This is a genomic window from Microbacterium sp. M28, from assembly GCF_025836995.1.
Classification (GTDB): Bacteria; Actinomycetota; Actinomycetes; order Actinomycetales; family Microbacteriaceae; genus Microbacterium.
The window spans coordinates 2,885,445-2,903,012 of the sequence record NZ_CP107546.1; the positions used below are offsets into that span (position 1 = coordinate 2,885,445).

Below are 17,568 nucleotides of genomic sequence, written 5' to 3' on the forward strand. Positions count from 1 at the left end.
TCTCCCCATCGATCTCAGGAGGCGCGCCAGCAGCCTTCGACGTGGTCGTCGACCATGCCGGCGGACTGCATCAGCGCGTACATGGTCGTCGCGCCGACGAAGCGGAATCCACGCCTGCGCAGCTCTTTGCTCATCGCCGTCGATTCGGCGGTCACCGCCGGGACATCGGCGAAGCTGCGCGGCCGGAGTCCCGCTGCCGGGGCGAAGGACCACATCAGTTCGTCGAGTTCGTCCTCGCCCATCGCGGAGACCAGCGCGGCGTTGCCGATGGTGGCGGTGACCTTCGCCCGGTTGCGGATGATGCCGGCGTCCTGCATCAGCCGTTCGACGTCGTCCTCGCCGAACGCCGCGACGGCGTCCGGGTCGAATCCGGCGAAGACCTCGCGGAACCGCGGGCGCTTGCGGAGGATCGTGATCCAGCTGAGCCCCGCCTGGAACCCCTCGAGCGACATCTTCTCGAACAGCGCGCGGTCGCCGTGCAGCGGCCGACCCCATTCCTCGTCGTGGTAGCGCTCGTACTCCGCGTCCGCTCCGACCCACGCGCAGCGGACGCGACCATCGGAACCGGTGGCGAGGGACGTCATGCACCCAGCGTATGCCGCCCGTCCGACATCGCTCGCGCGCTCAGGCGCGCTTCGCCTCGTCTCGTTCTTCGCGCTGCTTCGCCCTGAGCGCCTTCTCGGAGACCGGCGCAGAGCCGGAGGCCGCGAGTTCGGCGTAGTAGGCGCGCGCCTCATCCTGACGCTGCTGCTCGATGCCGCTCGCGATCGGCGCGCGCAGGTGCTCCTGCTCGTAGCCGAACGCATCGACGAGATCGAGGGCGTGCGGGCGCAACCGGCGGCACAGCCGATCGATGTAGCTCGAGACGGCGGCGGCGCGCTGCATGGACAGGCGGCCGTTGATCAGATGCCATGCCAGGTGCTTCTCGATCAGCTGCAGGCCGAACAGATCGCGCAGCCACGTGAGCACCTGCTTCGTGTCGGGATCCTCGATGGTGCGGACGGCATCCGTGAACGCCTCCCACTGCAGCAGTTCTCCGTGCGCGCGGGCCGCCTCGATCAGCTCGGACTGGTTCTCGTTGAACAGCTGCTCACCGAGGACCTTGTCCTTGCCTGCCGGACGCAGGCGCCCGGCGATGTCGGCGACCATCTGCTGCACCCGGCCGGCCAGCAGCTCGTGCTGCTGCTCCTCGCGCAGGCCGTTCTCGACCGAACGCGCCGTCGACCCGAGGTCGGCGACCGCCTGGCCGAGCTGGCGGAGCCCTGCACCGTGGAACACCTTGCCCGCGGCCTGCGCCGCGACGAGCTTCGCGAGTGCTGCGGCATCCTTGCCCTGGAACTGCTTGGCGTAGTCGGTCAGCAGCCGCTTGCCGACGAGCTGGAGGAGCACATTGTTGTCGCCCTCGAACGTGACGTAGATGTCGAGGTCGGCACGCAGACCCACGAACCGGTTCTCGAACATGAAGCCGGCGCCACCGCACGCTTCACGCGCCTCCTGGAGGGTGTCCAGCGCGTGCCAGGTCGACAGCGGCTTGAGCGCGGCCGCGAGGGTCTCGAGGTCCTCCCGGTCGTCCGGTGTGTCCGTGCGTCCCGAGAAAACGCCGTCGAACTTCTGCAGGAACTCGTCGTGCGCGAAGATCTGGGCGTACGTCGTGGCCAGCCGTGGGAGCAGGCGTCGCTGGTGCTTGCCGTAGTCGAGCAGCACGACCTCCTGACCGTCGGCACCGTCGAACTGGCGGCGCTGCGTCGCGTAGGTGATCGCGATCTTCAGGCCCAGCGCGGATGCCCAGGAGGCGGCGCCGTCCAGAGAGACGCGGCCCTGCACGAGCGTGCCCAGCATCGTGAAGAAGCGACGACCGGGGCTGTCGATCGAGCTCGTGTAGGTGCCGTCGACGGCGACGTCGCCGTACTTGTTCAGCAGGTTCGTGCGGGGCACGCGCACGTGGTCGAAGCTGAGGCGTCCGTTGTCGATGCCGTTGAGGCCGCCCTTGAGCCCGTCGTCCTCGCGACCGACGCCCGGCAGGTCGTTGCCGTCCTCGCCGCGCAGCGGCACATAGAAGCAGTGCACTCCGTGGTTCACACCATTGGTGATGAGCTGGGCGAACACGGTGGCGGCGATGCCGTGCAGCGCGGCGTTTCCGAGGTACTCCTTGGTCGCGCCGCGGAACGGCGTGTGGATGACGAACTCCTCGGTCTCGGGGTCGTACGTCGCGGTGGTGCCGACCGCCGCGACATCCGAGCCGTGTCCGATCTCGGTCATCGCGAAGGCGCCGGGGATCGAGAGGTCCATCACGCCGGGCAGCCACTTCTCGTGGTGCTCGGCCGTGCCCAGCTGCAGGATCGCCGAGCCGAAAAGCCCCCACTGCACGCCCGACTTGATCTGCAGGCTGGGGTCGGCGGCGACGAGCTCTTCGAACCCCGCGATGTTGGCGCCGTTGTTCTCTTCGCCGCCGAACCGCTTCGGGAAGGCGCGGTGCACGGCGCGGTTCTCGACGAGCAGGTGCAGCTGGCTGAGCACGCGCTCGCGGTGCTCGTCCTTGCCGAGTTCGTCCTTGCGCCAGAACGCCGAGTCCTTGATCATCTCGCGCGCCTCGCGGCGAGTGTCGGCCCACGTGCCCAGCAGCAGTTCGTTCACACGATCGATATCGATGCGTGGGGCGTTCGAGGCGCCCGAAGCGGCCTGGGGGCGGACGGCGGCGTCGACCATGCGTGTACCTCTCAGAGGGAATCAGGATTGCTTCGATGGTAGGACTCCTCCAACGTGGAGGAAAACGACCTGTGGGCATTCGCCAAGCGCACCCGCGCACGGGGCCACGGTGGGTTGTCCCTTCCCCACATCCGTCCATCTCGGGGCGGGCCTACGGTGGACTCATGGACGCGATCTACCGGACCGAAGCCGTCAACCGCACCGGCGCCGACGGTGTCAGCGCAGTGCGGGACGGGCTGAGCGTCGCGGTCGCCTCGCCGCTCGGTCCCGATCCGGATGCCGCGGCGACGAATCCCGAGCAGCTGCTGGCCCTCGCCTGGGCGACGTGCCTGAACGGCACGGCCCAGGTCATCGTGAACGGCGCACGGCGGACAGCGGTCAGAGTCGAGGCCGCTCTGCATCCGGCACCCGCCGGGGTCGGCTACGAGTTCCACGTCGACGCCCACCTGTCAGTCGAAGGCGCTTCCGCCGCGGAGGCCAGCGAGGTCCTCGCAGCGGCGCACGCCCGCTGCCCGGTGTCGAAGCTGCTGGCCGGAGCGGCCACCGTGCGCACGCATGTCGAGGCGTATCCTCCGGCCGACTGAGTCAGGCGGCCGCCACCTCAGGTGGCGAATCCGCTTTGGAGGCCTCCCAGCGCCTCACGACGCCCGCGCTCAGGCGCTGCCACGTGCGATCCCTGATGAAGATCGAGTCGATGGCGATCATGGTCAGCGAGAACCACGGCAGACCCATGAGCACGGCGATGCCGATGTGGAACGAGAGGATGCCCAGGAGTCCGATCAGACGCGTCGGCCGGGTCAGGAGCATCAGCGGGAACGCCACCTGCAGCAGGATGGATCCCCAGCTGATCGCGACGACCATCGGCCCCCACGCCGTCACGAGGTCGCTCAGGACGGGCCATGTGCCGAACCGTGCGGTCTGCAGCGGGTCGTAGACGGCCCAGCCCTTCGCCCATGGGTCGCCGCCGGCCTTGTAGAGCGCGCCGGACGCGTACACGAAGCACACCTGTGCCGTGAGGGCGACGAGAGCGAGGTTGTGCAGCATCGTTCCGATCAGGGCAGGCTGACTGCCCGGCGCGAACCATTCGCCGCGCTTGGCCCTGCGCCGCGCGTCCAGAGACCAGCGGGCGGCCGGGTCGGCGAAGAACAACATCACCAGGGCGATGCGGAACATGTTGTCGCCCTGGTCGCCGACCATGTCGTTGGCCTCGATGAAGCCGACCCACAGGCAGAAGAAGACCGGCAGGACGATGCGGAAGCGCCAGCCGATCGTGAACAGCACCGCGACGGCCACCAGCGCCAGGTAGAGGAGCGTGTAGAGCACGGCGTCGCCCATCACCGCGTGGAACGCGCTGAAGATCCAGATCTTCGGGAAGTCGCTCACCGGCGCCGCCAGTTCGCCGTTCCAGGCCGAGCCGGGGCCGAATGTGTACAGACGGGTGCTGAAGTTGGAGATCAGCAGACCGAGAGCGGTGATGCCGAAGAGGATGCGGGTGACAGCGAGACCGTACAGGGCCTTCTTGCCGTTGAACAGCCAGTCGTCGATGAATGCCGAGATCCGGTCGATGGCGGAGATCACCATCGCCCAGAATCCGGAGATCATCGAGCCGGCGAAGGTCAGCACGCGGGTGGGCATGGAGGCGCTCATTTCTGCGTGCTCTCGAACTGGTGCCGGAAGACGTCGCCGAAGTCGTCTCGGCTCTGCCCTTCCTCCTCGACGGGGCCCCGCCACCCGGTGGTCGAGAACGTCGGGTCGGGTCGCTGCGCGCCGGCGTCGTTGCGCTCGGCGTAGGGGACGACGTTCTGGCGGCTCACGCGATACTGCACGCGGACGACGTCGTCGCCCCAGATCGCGTAGGCCACCTGCGTCGCATATGCGGTCGCCAGATGCTCCTCGCGCATGTAGGCCGTCGTGTCGGTCTCCACGTCGAGCTCGTCGAAGGAGCGCACCATCCACGCCTCCCAGTCCTCGGCGGCGAAGTCGAGGGCGGCGACCGCCTTCTGCTTGTCGTCGAGCTTGTTGTACGCGTTCATCTGTCCGCTCGCGACCTCGCTGGACTGGATGCCGGCGCGCGGCGGGAACAGGTTGTAACGGATCATGGAGAGCTCGACATCGGTCGCGCTGACCCAGCCGGTCTCGATCTCCTCGCCGTCTTTCTCGATCACCGCGCGGACGTTGAAGTGATAGTCGCCGTTGATCGGCTCCGGCGCGAACACGCTCCAGGACTGTCCGAACAGCGGGAGCATGTATCCGGCCAGGACCTCCTGGGTCGGAACCTCGCGCAGCGCCGAATAGGGCGCGATCCAGAGGAAGGACGCGAAGATGTGCCAGAGCGTGAGCAGACATGCCGCGAACGCGATCAGTCTCACCCACCATTTCGGACGCGGGCGTGGCGCGGCCACGGCGACGGCCACCGGGGTCGCCGGCGCGTCGTTCGTCTCATCGGTCTTCGTGCTCATGCCTCATCCGTTCCATCACTGAAGGTCGGGGCCGTCCACCGGACGACCCCGACCTTTACAGTGTCGTGCTGTTACTCCGCCACGGCGACTGCGCGTCGCGACCGGGCGACCAGTGCCGTGCCGAGACCGAGCATGAGGAGCATGACTCCCAGCACGATCCAGCCGGTCGGGACGTCCGATCCGGTGCCCGCGAGACCGTCGGCGACGACCTCGAAGGTGCCGGCGACGCTACCGGATTCGGCGCCGGTCAGGGTCACGGTGTGCGTGCCCAGATCGGTTCCGGCCGGGATCTCCCAGGTGAAGGTCACCGTTCCCTCGGCGTCGGCCACCTGGGCGCCGAGCGCGACGGGCGCGGAGCTCATCACACCGGTGACGACCTCACCGGGCTTGAATCCGGTACCGATGGCCGTCTGCTGGTCTCCGCGCTCGAGCTTGGGAACCTTGACCGTGATGCCGAGCTGGCCCTCCGGGTCGGCATTCGCCGCAGCACTCGCCGCCGGATCCGCTGCCGCAGCACCGTCGACGTCCGCAGCCGCGTCGGCCGAAGCCGAAGCCGAGGACGTCGCCGTGGAGGCGGCGGATGCCGCAGCCGCGGCGTTCGCATCGGCCGCAGCCGACGTGTCCGCCGTGGTGCTCGACGAGTTGTCCGCCTGAGCCGAAGCCTGAGCGGCGACAGCCGCCGAAGCGTTGGCAGCAGAGGTCGCGTCAGCCGAAGCGGCACTGGTCGCGGTGGCCGTCGCGGCGGAAGCCGCAGCCGCCTCCGCGTCCGCCGTCGCAGCAGCGTCGGCAGCCGTCGAGGCATCAGCCAGCGCGGCAGCGACCGCAGCGGCCTGAGCCGCCGGATCGTTGTCGGCATCCGCCTGAGCGGAAGCCGACGCCGAAGCCGTCGCGTTGGTGTTGACCTCGGCGTCCGCGTCCACCGCGCCCACGGCGTCGGCCGCAGCCGTCGCCGATGCGTCGTTGGACGACGTGGCCGTCGCAGCGACCGCCGCAGCGGCATCCGTGTCCGCCTCTGCCGCAGCAGTGGCGTCAGCCGTCGTGCTCGCCGAGTTGTCCGCCTGCGCGGCAGCCTGAGCGGCGACAGCCGCAGAGGCGTTGGCGTCGGTGGTCGCGTCGGCCGAAGCAGCCGTGGTCGCGGTCGCCGTCGCGGCGGAAGCCGCAGCGGCCTCCGCGTCGGGCGTCGCAGCCGCGTCGGCAGCGGTCGAGGCATCAGCCAGGGCGGCTGCAACGGCAGCAGCCTGCGCTGCCGCATCGTTGTCGGCATCCGCCTGAGCGGAAGCCGCCGCCGAAGCCGTGGCGTTGGTGTTGACCTCAGCCGCAGCCGCCGGGTCGGCGTCCGCGTCGGCGTCCGCCGTGGCGGCAACCGATGCGTCGGTCGAGGAGTCGGCGATCGCCGCCGCCTCAGCCGCCGACGATGCGTTGGCGTTCGTGGCCGCGGATGCCTCCGCCGCCGTGTCCGACGATGCGTCGGCCAGTGCGGCAGCCTGAGCTGCGACAGCGGCGTTCGCGTTCGCTTCCGAGGTGGCGTCTGCCGTCGCGGTGGTCGAGGAATCGGCCGTCGCCGCGGCCGATGCCGCTGCCTCAGCGGTGGCGTCCGCCGCGGCGCTCGCCTCCGACGTGGCGTCGGCGTATGCCGCTGCCACAGCCGCAGCATCTGCCACAGCATCCGTCGTCGCATCGGCGTTCGCGGAAGCGGATGCCGAGGCAGCCGCGTTCGCGTTCGTCGAAGCCTCGGAGGAGGCGTCCGTCGAGGAGTCGGCCGTCGCTGCCGCCTGAGCCGCAACCGCGGAGTTGGCGTCCGCCTCGGCCGTCGCCGCCGCGCTGACGTCATCCGAGGCATCCGCCTGGGCTGCCGCCTGTGCCGCGACCGCAGCCTGGGCGTTGGCCTCCGAGACCGAGTCCGCCGAGGCGGTGGTCGATGCGTCGGTGGTGGCTGCCGACTCCGCTGCTGCAGTGGCGTCGGCTGTCGCCGCCGCCGATGCTGCGGACGTCGCGTCCGCGAGTGCCGCAGCCTCAGCCGCGGCCTGCGCGGACGGGTCGCCGTCGGCCGTCGCATCCGCCGATGCGGATGCCGAAGCCGCCGCGTTGGTGTTCACGTCGGCCGGGTCGGCGGCCGTGACCTCGACCGTGTCCGTCGCCGTCACATCACCGGCAGTACCGGTGATCGTGAAGCCCGCACCGGGGGTGGTGTCCGCGGGAACGGGGTAGGTCGTGGCGAAAGCGCCGCTCGCGTCCGTCAGAACGTCGACGGGCGTGCCGACCGGAGCACCCTCCGGGTCCGTCAGCTGGAGCGAGACGGTGCTGCTGGCGGGCCAGCCCGTACCGGTGACCGGAAGACTGCCACCGGCCGGAACCGTCGCCGCAGCATCGATCGCCGCGACAGCAGCAGGCGCCGTGACCTCGACCGTGTCCGTCGCCGTCACATCACCGGCAGTACCCGTGACCGTGAAGCCCGTACCGGGCGTGGTGTCCGCCGGAACCGGATAGGTCGTGCTGAACGCACCATCGGCATCCGTGTCCACCGTCACTGCCGTACCGACCGGAGCACCCTCCGGGTCCGTCAGCTGCACCGTGACCGTCGTGCTCGCGGGCCAGCCCGTACCGGTGACCGGAAGACTGCCACCGGCCGGAACCGTCGCCGTAGCATCGATCGCCGCAACAGCAGCAGGCGCCGCGCGCACGGTCGACGACCCGAGGTCGAGGTTCAGTGCGGCGAGACCGGGCAACAGCTCCAAGCTGAGCGCGTTCACCGTGAACGACTCCGCGCCGAGAACGCCCGGCTGCTCCTGCTCGTTGATCGTGATCTCCACGACCTCGTTGAGAGCTTCCAGCACCGGATCGATTCCGGTGACGACCGGGTTGACGATGCCGTCGACCGTGGTGCCGAGGCCGGACGTGATGCCGTCCAGCAGAGTGTCGATGACGGGGGCGAGGCCGGTGGTCAGCAGGCTGATCACCGGGGCCGTCACGAGTTCGAGGACCCCGCCGAGCGGGATGCCCGCGAGATCGCCGTCGACGTCCACGACGGGCTCACCCGGCAGATCGCCGGTCAGCTGTCCGAGCGTCGCGTCGACGGTGATGTCGACGTCCGCATTCAGCAACAGAGCGGTGACCGAGGCGGGCAGTTCGATGTGGATGCCCAGGTTGTTGACGAGGTCGGTCACGACCTCATCGACCTTGGCGCCGAGAGTCCCGAGCGCCTGCGAAACGGCGGTCGTGATGCTCAGGATCGCCGCGTCGTCGAGGACGACCGTGTCCGGATCGAGACCGTTGAGGTCCGTCGCCCCCGGGCCGTTTGCGACCCTCGCGAGGTCGATCGAGACGACACCCGTGCCGAGGTCGATCGAGACGATGCCGTTCGGGTCGACGAGCGGGTCCAGGAGGAGCGACTCGCTCGCGGCTGCAATCGCCGCGTCCAGCCCGACGAGCGCAGCCGAACCGCCACCGATCTCGACGGCCAGCACGGCGGGAACGCCGAGCGAGAGATCGACAGCACCCACGACGGTGTCGATGACGCCACCAGCACCGACAGCAGCGTTCAGCGTGTCCCCGACGCCGTTCAGCACACCATCCAGCGAGGTCGCGATACCGCCGACCAGCGGGCTCGAGACGTTGAAGCCGAGATCGGCGACCGCGTACTCGGAGGCGAACTCCACGTCGCCCGGAACGCCGGTGGCCGTCGCGGTCGACGCGAGTGCGCCGACCTCGAGACCGAGGTTGTCGACGATCTCGTCGGTGACGCCGGCGAGCCCGAGCTGCGTGAGCAGATCGGTGAGGTTCACGGTCGCGTTGTCGAACGCACCCGGGTTGTCGGGGTCGACTGCGATCGCTCCGTCGGCGCCGATGACGCCCGAGCTCGCGGTGGACGATGTCGCGGCCGGCGACGCAGCGTACGAGCTCGTCGCGCCGAGATCACCCAGGTCGAGCAGGCCTGCGCCGCCAGGCCCTGAGATCAGAGGCAGCTGCAGTCCACCGCCGAGGTCGACGGTCAGTGCGCCCAGCAGACTCACGTCGAGCGGGGTGACATCCGGACCGACGTCGCTCGGGTTGCCGCTGACGGCCTGAGACACGTCGAGGATGTCTCCGCCGAGCAATTCGGTGCGGATCACCTGCCCGAGTGCCTCGGAATCGTCCGTGGGAGCCGCGACGGCCGCCATCGGCGCCAGTCCGCCCCCCAGGGCGACTGCCGCGACAGTGATGCCGGCCAGTCCTCCCACCGCTCTGCGCCTGCGCAGAGGTATCCCCTTGGTTTTCATTTACTGCCCTCCCGTGATGCGGACGGTGCCGCGCCACAAGACCCTCCCCAGGAGTCGACCCCTCGTCGACAGAGCTCGTGTACCGGTCAGTATTGCGGTATACCGGCATGCTGTCCAGCGAACACACAGAGAACGAATCGCGAAGCGCGCCCGCATACCGGATTGTTACAAAGCGCGACGCTGAGACGAGCCCGTGCAGCAGGGGTCAGGCCCCAGCGATCACGGCGAGCACCGCATCGCCATAGGCTTCGCGCTTCTTCGCTCCGATGCCGGTGATGCCATCGAGCGCGGCGAGCGACGCGGGGCGACGTTCGGCGAGGGCCCGCAGCGTCGCGTCGCCGAAGACGATGTAGGCGGGCACGCCCTGCTCTCGCGCCGTCTCGGCACGCCAGGCGCGCAGCGCCTCGAACACGCCCTGGTCGCCCTCTGCGACAGCCGCGCCGGCCGAGCTCTTGCGCACCCTTGCGGCACTGACGCGCCCGATCGTGTCCTTGCGGAGCGGAACCGGCGTCTCGCCTTTGAGGACGCCCGCCGCGGCATCCCCCGGCGCCAGCGTGCCGTAGTCGCCCTGCGCGACCAGAATGCCCCGCGCGAGCAGCTGGCGGACGACGCTGCGCCAGTCCTGATCGGACAGGTCGGCGCCGATGCCGTAGGTCGCGAGCTGGTCGTGACCGAACTTGCGGATGCGGTCGTTCGACGCGCCGCGGAGGATGTCGATCAGGTGGCCCGCGCCGAACGCCTGGTTGCGCTCGCGCTTGAGGCGCACGATCGTCGACAGCAGCTTCTGCGCGGGGATCAGCCCGTCGAAGGTCTCGGGATGCTCGAGGCAGGTGTCGCAGTTGCCGCACGGCTGGGAGTCCTGCCCGAAGTAACCGAGCAGGTTCTGGCGGCGGCATTCGACGGTCTCGCACAGGGCGAGCATGGCGTCGAGGTGCTGCCCGAGCCGCATCTTGAACGTGCGATCGCCGGGGCTCTGGTCGATCATCCGTCGCTGCTGGACGACGTCACCCAACCCGTAGGCCATCCACGCGACGGAGGCCTCGCCGTCTCGACCGGCGCGACCGGTCTCCTGGTAGTAGCCCTCCACGGACTTGGGCAGGTCGATGTGCGCGACGAAGCGGACGTCTGGCTTGTCGATGCCCATGCCGAACGCGATCGTGGCGACCATGACGACGCCGTCCTCGCGGAGGAAGCGTGCCTGATTCGCCGCTCGCACCTCGGCCGGAAGGCCCGCGTGGTAGGGCAGCGCGTCGAAGCCCTGCGCCGCGAGGTGGTCAGCCGTCTGCTCCACCGACTTGCGGCTGAGCGCGTACACGATGCCGGCCGCATTGTCCGGCTGGTCGCGGATGAACGCCACGAGCTGCTTTCGCGGGTCGACCTTCGGGACGATCCGGTACTGGATGTTGGGTCGATCGAAGCTCGCCACGAAGTGCTTCGCCCGGCCGAGGTGCAGCCGCTCGGTGATCTCCTTGTGCGTGGCGTGCGTCGCCGTGGCCGTGAGCGCCATCCGCGGGACCCCGGGGAACCTCTCGCCCAGATCGCCGAGCGCGAGATAGTCGGGCCGGAAGTCGTGACCCCACTGCGAGACACAGTGGGCCTCGTCGATCGCGATGACACTGAGAGTGCCGCGCTGCAGCAGCGCGGTCGTCGCCGGACTCGACAGTCGCTCGGGGGCGACGTAGATGAGATCCAGCTGGCCGGCGAGGTAGTCGCGCTCGACCTGCGCCCGCTCGGACGGGGCCTGCGTCGAGTTGAGATACGCCGCGCGCACGCCGTTGGCACGGAGCGCATCGACCTGATCGTGCATGAGCGCGATCAGCGGACTGATCACGAGGCCGGTTCCCTCGCGGACGAGCGCCGGCACCTGGTACGTGACCGATTTGCCCCCGCCCGTCGGCATCAGAACGACCGCGTCTCCGCCTGAGATCACCTGATCGACGATCGCCGCCTGGTCGCCGCGGAACGCGTCGTAGCCGAAGACGGTGTGCAGAGCTTCGAGTGCGGTCGGATACCGCGAGGGCGTCGCGGCCGGCGCGACGGCAGCGGCGGATGCCGTAGCCACGGGCGTCGACGGACCCGGCCCCCAGTCCAGGGGCGGCTCCCAGCCCTCCGCCTGGGGCTCCCAGTCCATGGGCTCAGGCGGATACGCGTTGTCCCATGGCTCGTCTGCGAACGTCAGGTCCTCGTACGGGTCACGGGGAGTCTGCGGCATCCCTCCAGCGTAACCGGCCGAACCGACACCCGCCCGAGCCGTCCACAGGCGTCCTAGGGTGGAGGCAGACGCGAAGGAGCAGCCATGACCGAAGACGCCACTGTCACCCGCAACGACGACGGCTCCCGTTACGAGATCCGCATCGGCGACACGCTCGCCGGCTTCGCGGACTACGAGCGTCGCCCAGGGGAGATCCTCTTCACGCATACCGAGGTCGATCCGGCGTTCCAGGGCAGAGGGCTCGCGGGAATCCTCGCCGCCGACGCCCTGGCGGATGCTGCGGCATCCGGTGACCGCATCGTGCCCTACTGCCCGTACATCGCTGCGTATCTCAAGAAGCACGACGTCGAGGGAGCCGAGATCCGCTGGCCCCAGGTTCCGGGCGAATGATCGGCCGGCGCAGCATCCCGCTCGAGCCGCGCGAGGTGCCGCTCGGCGGGGTCCGTGCGATGAACGTGCTGCGGACGCTGCCGAGCAAGGACCTGCCAACGGTCGGCGCCTGGTGCTTCCTCGACCGCTTCGGGCCGGGGCCTGTGCGCATGCGCGTCGAGCCGCATCCGCATATCGGGCTGCAGACGGTGACGTGGCCGCTGGTCGGCGACATGCGACATCGCGATTCGGTCGACAGCGACGTGACGCTCCGTCGCGGACAGCTGAACCTCATGACGGCCGGAAACGGGATCTCGCACTCCGAGTACTCGATCGGCGAGCATCCGATCCCGCTCGACGCCCTCCAGTTCTGGGTGGTGCTGCCCGAGTCGGCGCGCCACGGCGCCGGCGGCTTCGAGCAGCACACCGCTCTGCCCACGGCTTCCCTGGATCACGGTGCCGTGGCCACGGTCGTGCTCGGCGAGTTCGCCGGGGTGCGCTCCCCCGCGACCGTCCACACGCCGATCGTGGGGGCCGAGGTGTCGGTGACGGCAGGAAGCACGATCGCGCTTCCCCTGAACCGGGAGTGGGAGCATGCGGTCGTGCTCGTCGAGGGTGACGCGACGGTCGAGGGCGTCGTGATGGAGCGCAACCTGATGCTCTATCTCGGCGACTCCCGGGACGACGCGACCGTGGTCAGCGAGACCGGCGCTCTGCTGTTCGTCCTCGGCGGCGAGCCCTTCGAAGAGGATCTCGTGATGTGGTGGAACTTCGCCGCTCGCACGCACGAGGAGATCGCCGATGCACGGGACGACTGGGAGGCGGGATCGCCGCGGTTCGGGCACGTCGTGACGCACGACGACGAGCGGATTCCCGCGCCCGAGCTGCCGCACGTCCGGCTGATGCCGCGACGCCGGCGCATCTGACGTTCGGCGGGTCGGCGGGTCGGGTCCTGCGTCCTGCGCACGTACGTCCTGTGCACGCACCGCCGCATGTGCCATGCGTACGCGGCGACCTTCGATGTGGTCGGAAGCCTGGATCGCCTGCCGGCTGCGCCGGGTCCCGGGCGCGATCGCTTTGGCGCCTGGGCGCACTGATCTTCAGGTGAACATGACGCGTGGTGGGGGTTCGTCGATGTAAGTGCATCCCATCGGGCTTGTCCAGGCGATGACGCCGTTGGGGAGCTGGGTGACGGACCATCGGTGTCGGTCGGGCAGGTCGGGGTGTTTCAGGGTGTGGTGGTTGACGCAGAAGCAGCACAGGTTGCAGAGTTCGGTGGCCCCGCCTTTGGCGTGGTCGTGGTTGTGGTCGATCTGGCAGCGTCGTGCGGTGCGTTGGCAGCCGGGGAACCGGCAGCGCTGATCGCGGGCGCGGAGGTAGCGTTTCATCGATGCGGAGGGGGTGTACGTGTCGGTGATGGTGAGCATTCCGGCCGGGTCGAGGAACAAGCGTGTCCACTGCGGGGCGCGTGCGGCGAGGGGGCGGACGTGTTCGGGGAGCATCGGCCCGAATCCGTCGAGGTGGGCCATCTTGTCGTCGTCGCCGGCGAGGGTGGTGGCGGCGATCGTGACCTGGATGGTTGCGCGGATCGCTTCGGCCGGGGCGCCGGTGGCACTGCCGAGTTCGCTCGCGAGGAGCAGTTCGAGCATGACGTCGGCGCGGATCTGGTCGAGGGTGCGGTCGTCGTTCTCGGCCGGCCCGATCGTGGGGCGTTGGGCGATGATCTGCGTGGCGGTCTCGGTCGCGCGGTCGTAGGCGGCCTGGATGAGGTACTCCGGGCCGGAGAGCACGAGCTGGGAGATGCCGTCGTCGAGCGGATACGTTCGGGCCTGCCGGGACGACAGCGCCTGCCGGTACCGTTCGGCGACCGTGGTCGGCGCGATGGACGCGGCGATTGCCTTCACCATGGTCAGGGTGCGGCCGGGGCTCTCGGAGACCGCGATCTCGAGCGCCCGCCCCTGATACTCGGCCAGCTCCGCACCCGACCGTGTGGACAGGGCCGAGGCGCCCTGCAGGATCGCGTCCGCATGCCGGGACGTGATCGCCCCATCCCGCAGAGCCCGCCACACCTCTGGGAACTCGCGGGTGAGAGTGTGCGCACGATGCAGCATCCCGGTCACCGTCCCGGTCGACAGGCGCGATGCGGCGGCGAGCTCGGCCGTCAGCGAACGCACCGCAATCTCGTGATGCGGCGTGCCGAACGGATCCTCCTCCAGCAGGATGTCGAACCGCTCCGCCAGCAACCGCGCCCGCTCTGCCTGCAACGATGCGATCTGCGCATTCACCGACTCGAACGCATCCAGCAACTCGGCCTCGCGATCGGCCCGCGTCCCCGTGATGAATGCCATGCTTCAGTTTAGAACATATGTACGAAGAGTAACAAGAGGTGTGGGCGGGGATGTGGACAACCGGGATGCGGGCGTTCGGCTCGCTCCGCTCGCTCAACGAGGAAGAGGAGACGCTCGCTCACGAACGCCCCAGGCAGCGGAACGGGGCGGATGCCGCAGCATCCGCCCCGTCCTGTTCGCCTACTGCGCGTCGACCGTGACGACCGAGCGCACGTCGGAGTCGCCGTACTGCACGACGCCGAGGTAGCGCATCCCGGCGGTCAGACCCGACCACGACACGTCGTAGCTGGTCTTCTCGCCGCGTACCGCATCCAGCGGGTTCGGGGTCGCCGTGAAGGCGCCCTCACCCTCCGGCTGCACGTTGGCGTAGGTCATGTCCCACGTCATCGGGCCGGTGGTGGAGTACACGTTCGCGACCACGCGGTACGTGCCAGCGGTGGGAGCCGCGATCGTGACCCGCTCGTCCGCCGAGCCCGACGCCGACTGCCATGACTGGTAGTAGCGCAGGTCGTCCGGGCTGACGACACGGTAGACCGTGAGGTCGAGGTCGCTGCCCGCGTCATCCGACGAGTCCAGGTCGAAGCGCGAGAGCGTGGTGCCCTCGGGGACGTCGACGATCCAGGACACGTTCTTGTTCGCGTCGCCGGAGTTCTCGTCGCCCGAGTGCCCCTCGACGGGGTTGGCCTCGTCGACCAGCAGCTCGAACGGCGTGAGACCCGACAGCGCGAGCGGCAGGTCGCCGGTCAGACCGGGCGTGACCTCGACCGTGGCACTGCCGTCGACTCCGGTGCCGACGACCTCGGCCGGAGCGTCAGCCGTCACCGGGAACACCGCGATCGGCGAACGGACATCGCGGCCCTCGCCCGACCAGGTGAGCGAACCTGTCGCCCACTGCTCGACAGGAGCGCCGGCGTTGTCGACCGTGACCGTGAAGGTCGCGGTCTCCCCCGCGCCGCCGAAGGTGAGCGTGGACGGCTCGATCGTGACGTCCAGACCGGGGACGTCAGCGGACGCCGTGTAGGTTCCGGCGGCGGTCGAGGTGACGGTCCGTGTCACGGTCTGCGCGCTGGTCAGCGTGCCGATCGAGATGGACGCGAGGTTGAGGTTGCTGCCGTCGATCGGGTCGATGCCGTCGAACTCCGCGAGCTGCTTCCCCTCGAGGAACGCCGCCCAGTCGGCCGGGCCGTTGAGGTACAGCATCCCCGGCTCGAAGAAGCGGGTCGGTTCGACCTGGCCTGCGCCCTGCTCGAACGGGTCGGTGTTCTCCGATCCATCGCCCTTCACGGTGTTCGACGCGGTCGTCATCATCGCGGACTTGATCTCCGACGGAGCGGCGTTCGGTCGCTCCGACAGGTACAGGGCGCCGAGACCGGCGATGTGCGGTGCAGCCATCGACGTTCCGGACAGGATGCCGAAGGTCGGCTCCGCCCCGGCCGCGTTGTGGGTCGCCGCGAGGATCGCGACACCCGGTGCGGCGATGTCGGGCTTCATGACGTCCGTGCCATCGGCGTAAGTCGGGCCACGGCTCGAGAAGCCGGCGATCTGCGGCGTCGGAGTCTCCTCACCCGTGGTGTTCTCACCGACCAGCGTGATGGGTCGATCGGCGCCGCCCTGCACGTAGGCGAGGACCGCGGCACGGTGCACGGATCCGAGGTGCACGGTCGGCACGACGTGGAAGTCGTTGTCGAGCGAGTCCGCCCCACCAGGGACGTTCACGAGGACGACGCCGATGCCCCCGGCATCCTTCACGACCTGCGACTTCTCGGCACGCGCGTTCTCCCCGCGGTCGCAGACCACGATGTGTCCGGCGACCTTCGCGGGGTCGAGGCTGCCGGGGAGGCACAGCGCCGCGCCCTCGGCTGCGGCGGCGTCGCCGGCGTAGATCGACGGACCGGTGACGGTCTCGCCGAACGGAACCGAGACGCTGGCGCCGGCCTCGGCGAACCCGTCGAACGTGACGGTGCCCTCCCAGGTCGGGATGGTGGATGCCGCGACGGTCGTGTACCAGGGCGAAGCGTGGTCGGCGGTGGCCGCGTCAGGGCCGTCGTTGCCCGCGCTCACCGAGACGAACACACCGGCCGCTGCCGCGTTGAAGAACGAGATGTCGTCCGGTGCGAGCACGGTGGTGGCCGCGCCGCCGCCGATCGAGTAGTTGATCACGTCGACGCCATCCGCGACGGCCTGGTCGATCGCCGCGATCAGGTCGCTCAGCGCGCAGATGTCGTCGGTGGTGACCGTCACGTCAGGACCGACGTAGCAGGCCTTGTACGCGGCCACCTTGGCCGCGGGGGCGACGCCGGAGATCGTGCCGAAGTCGACACCCGACACGGATGCCGGGACGCCGAAGTTGCCGGCCGCCGTGCTGGCGGTGTGCGAACCGTGCCCGTCGCCGTCACGCGGCGAGAGGTAGTCGTATTGGAAGTCGAAACCGGCCGCCTCGGCACCGGAGGAGAAGTACTGCGCACCGATGAGCTTCGTCGAGTACGCCTGCTTGTCCCACTCCTGGCCCGTCACGATCGGGCTGCGGAACGTGCCGCCGTCGGACTTCTCGTAGTAGACGTGGGTCTTGTCGCTGTATGGCTGCCCCGCACTCTTCTTGTGGTCCTTCTTCTTGAGCTTGTCGCCCGCGAAAGCCGGGTTCTCCGGCGCGATGCCGGTGTCGATGACGCCCACGACGACACCCTCGCCCGCGCTGTCGACGCCACCGGTCTGCTCCCACAGGCCGCCCGCACCGGTGCTGTCGTCGCCGAGTCCGAGGAAGTCCGTCGAGGACACGGCATCCGGATGCCGGATCTCATCGGGGTACACGCCGAGCACGTCCTTCGAGGACCGGAGCTCGTCGACCTGCTCGCCGGTGAGGTCGGCGCTGAAGCCGTTGAGGGTGACCTGGTAGGTCGTGTCGGGGGCGACGCCGGTGTCCTTGGCGAGCTTGCGCTGCTCGTTCTTGAGGTGCGCGATGTACTTCTGCGAGTTGCCGGACTGCGCGTCGAGCTGCGTGCCCTTCTCGGGCTTGGTGGCGCGCAGTCCGCTGATGTCACCGGTGTAGGTGGCCAGCGGATCGCCCTTCATGACCACGATGTAGTGGCCGGGGGTTCCCTCGACGGGGGCGGGATGTGTCACCCCCTCTGCCGCGAAGCCTGCGGTTGCGGTTGATCCGACGAACAACACGGCCAGGGTTGCGGCCGCTGCCAGTCGGAGAGGGGTTCGTCCCATGGGTC

General features: G+C 69.4%; 11 protein-coding genes. 3 read left to right on the plus strand and 8 right to left on the minus strand.

What is annotated here, in order from left to right; all coding sequences use genetic code 11:
* Positions 1 to 14: 14 nt before the first annotated feature.
* Positions 15 to 584, minus strand: a complete 570-nt coding sequence (locus OED01_RS13990; protein ID WP_264155893.1) for a DNA-3-methyladenine glycosylase I — start codon at positions 582 to 584, stop codon at positions 15 to 17.
* Between the two features lie 40 nt (positions 585 to 624).
* Entirely contained in the window at positions 625 to 2,706 is a 2,082-nt protein-coding gene (locus OED01_RS13995) for an acyl-CoA dehydrogenase family protein (RefSeq protein WP_264155894.1), read from the minus strand.
* Between the two features lie 164 nt (positions 2,707 to 2,870).
* Between OED01_RS13995 and OED01_RS14000 the strand changes: the two genes are divergently transcribed.
* Entirely contained in the window at positions 2,871 to 3,290 is a 420-nt protein-coding gene (locus OED01_RS14000) for an OsmC family protein (RefSeq protein WP_264155895.1), read from the plus strand.
* 1 nt (position 3,291) lies between these two features.
* Here the strand turns inward: OED01_RS14000 and OED01_RS14005 are convergent, their stop codons facing one another.
* From OED01_RS14005 to recQ, 4 genes are all read right to left on the minus strand, one after another.
* Entirely contained in the window at positions 3,292 to 4,353 is a 1,062-nt protein-coding gene (locus OED01_RS14005) for an HTTM domain-containing protein (RefSeq protein WP_264155896.1), read from the minus strand.
* Positions 4,350 to 5,165 carry a DUF5819 family protein gene (locus tag OED01_RS14010; protein WP_264155897.1) on the minus strand — a complete coding sequence of 272 codons (816 nt, stop codon included), beginning with the start codon at positions 5,163 to 5,165 and terminating at the stop codon, positions 4,350 to 4,352. Before OED01_RS14010 ends, OED01_RS14005 begins: the two co-directional genes overlap by 4 nt.
* Positions 5,166 to 5,236: 71 nt before the next feature.
* Positions 5,237 to 9,382 carry a choice-of-anchor G family protein gene (locus OED01_RS14015; protein ID WP_264155898.1) on the minus strand — a complete coding sequence of 1,382 codons (4,146 nt, stop codon included), beginning with the start codon at positions 9,380 to 9,382 and terminating at the stop codon, positions 5,237 to 5,239.
* Positions 9,383 to 9,626: 244 nt separating this feature from the next.
* Positions 9,627 to 11,633 carry a DNA helicase RecQ gene (recQ, locus tag OED01_RS14020; protein WP_264155899.1) on the minus strand — a complete coding sequence of 669 codons (2,007 nt, stop codon included), beginning with the start codon at positions 11,631 to 11,633 and terminating at the stop codon, positions 9,627 to 9,629.
* 84 nt (positions 11,634 to 11,717) lie between these two features.
* Here recQ and OED01_RS14025 point away from each other — a divergent pair, with 84 nt between their 5' ends.
* Positions 11,718 to 12,023 carry a GNAT family N-acetyltransferase gene (locus OED01_RS14025; protein WP_264155900.1) on the plus strand — a complete coding sequence of 102 codons (306 nt, stop codon included), beginning with the start codon at positions 11,718 to 11,720 and terminating at the stop codon, positions 12,021 to 12,023.
* Positions 12,020 to 12,928, plus strand: coding sequence for a pirin family protein (locus OED01_RS14030; protein WP_264155901.1), 909 nt, complete (start codon positions 12,020 to 12,022; stop codon positions 12,926 to 12,928). Before OED01_RS14025 ends, OED01_RS14030 begins: the two co-directional genes overlap by 4 nt.
* 174 nt (positions 12,929 to 13,102) lie before the next feature.
* On the opposite strand, the gene OED01_RS14035 is transcribed toward OED01_RS14030, so the two are convergent.
* Together OED01_RS14035 and OED01_RS14040 are read right to left on the minus strand one after the other, a co-directional pair.
* Positions 13,103 to 14,350, minus strand: a complete 1,248-nt coding sequence (locus OED01_RS14035) for an HNH endonuclease signature motif containing protein (RefSeq protein ID WP_264155902.1) — start codon at positions 14,348 to 14,350, stop codon at positions 13,103 to 13,105.
* Positions 14,351 to 14,530: 180 nt separating this feature from the next.
* Entirely contained in the window at positions 14,531 to 17,563 is a 3,033-nt protein-coding gene (locus OED01_RS14040) for a S8 family peptidase (protein ID WP_264155903.1), read from the minus strand.
* Positions 17,564 to 17,568 lie beyond the last annotated feature (5 nt).

What these genes read in the sequence shown, in the direction of transcription:
- recQ (WP_264155899.1), bottom strand. Translation starts at nt 11,633, where the DNA reads ATGCCGCAGACTCCCCGTGACCCGTACGAGGACCTGACGTTCGCAGAC.
- OED01_RS14005 (WP_264155896.1), bottom strand. Translation starts at nt 4,353, where the DNA reads ATGAGCGCCTCCATGCCCACCCGCGTGCTGACCTTCGCCGGCTCGATG.
- OED01_RS14000 (WP_264155895.1), top strand. Translation starts at nt 2,871, where the DNA reads ATGGACGCGATCTACCGGACCGAAGCCGTCAACCGCACCGGCGCCGAC.
- OED01_RS14035 (WP_264155902.1), bottom strand. Translation starts at nt 14,350, where the DNA reads ATGGCATTCATCACGGGGACGCGGGCCGATCGCGAGGCCGAGTTGCTG.
- OED01_RS13995 (WP_264155894.1), bottom strand. Translation starts at nt 2,706, where the DNA reads ATGGTCGACGCCGCCGTCCGCCCCCAGGCCGCTTCGGGCGCCTCGAAC.
- OED01_RS13990 (WP_264155893.1), bottom strand. Translation starts at nt 584, where the DNA reads ATGACGTCCCTCGCCACCGGTTCCGATGGTCGCGTCCGCTGCGCGTGG.
- OED01_RS14025 (WP_264155900.1), top strand. Translation starts at nt 11,718, where the DNA reads ATGACCGAAGACGCCACTGTCACCCGCAACGACGACGGCTCCCGTTAC.
- OED01_RS14040 (WP_264155903.1), bottom strand. Translation starts at nt 17,563, where the DNA reads ATGGGACGAACCCCTCTCCGACTGGCAGCGGCCGCAACCCTGGCCGTG.
- OED01_RS14030 (WP_264155901.1), top strand. Translation starts at nt 12,020, where the DNA reads ATGATCGGCCGGCGCAGCATCCCGCTCGAGCCGCGCGAGGTGCCGCTC.
- OED01_RS14010 (WP_264155897.1), bottom strand. Translation starts at nt 5,165, where the DNA reads ATGAGCACGAAGACCGATGAGACGAACGACGCGCCGGCGACCCCGGTG.